The sequence below is a fragment of the Streptomyces sp. SID13726 genome (assembly GCF_010548375.1).
Classification (GTDB): Bacteria; Actinomycetota; Actinomycetes; order Streptomycetales; family Streptomycetaceae; genus Streptomyces.
This window is the reverse complement of record NZ_JAAGLY010000480.1, coordinates 1-435: the sequence shown is the minus strand read 5'-3', so window position 1 is coordinate 435 and position 435 is coordinate 1. Positions and strand designations below refer to the sequence as shown.

The following is a 435-nucleotide window of genomic DNA, read 5'->3' as shown; positions in this document are numbered from 1 at the left end:
CAGGACCAGGTCCTTGGCGTGGATGGAGGCACCGGCCTCGAGGCCCGCGACCGAGACGGTGACCTCGGTCGGGATGTGGGTGGCCTCGGCCTCGACCGTGATGGTGTTGAGGAGGGTCTCCAGCATGTTGTTGCCGGGGGCCAGGTCGCCCTCGGGGACGACGGCGACCTCGACGGTGACCTTCTCGCCCTTCTTGACGATCAGGAAGTCGACGTGGGAGATCGAACGCTTCAGGGGGTGCTTCTGCACGGCCTTCGGGATGACCAGCTCGGTGCCGGCGCCCGCGATGTCCAGGGAGAGCAGGACGTTCGGGGTGCGCAGCGCGAGCAGCAGGCCGTGGCCCTCGACGTCGACGTGCTGGGGGGCGGTGCCGTGACCGTAGATGACGCCGGGAACCTTGCCCGCGATGCGGGCCTGGCGGGGGGAGCCCTTGCC

Annotated in this window: 1 protein-coding gene; it reads right to left on the bottom strand. The window is 69.9% G+C overall.

From position 1 onward, the window contains the following. Nucleotides 1-435, bottom strand: a 435-nt coding sequence (locus tag G3I78_RS48685) for a 50S ribosomal protein L25 (protein ID WP_164437062.1), incomplete at both ends; no start/stop codon positions are given.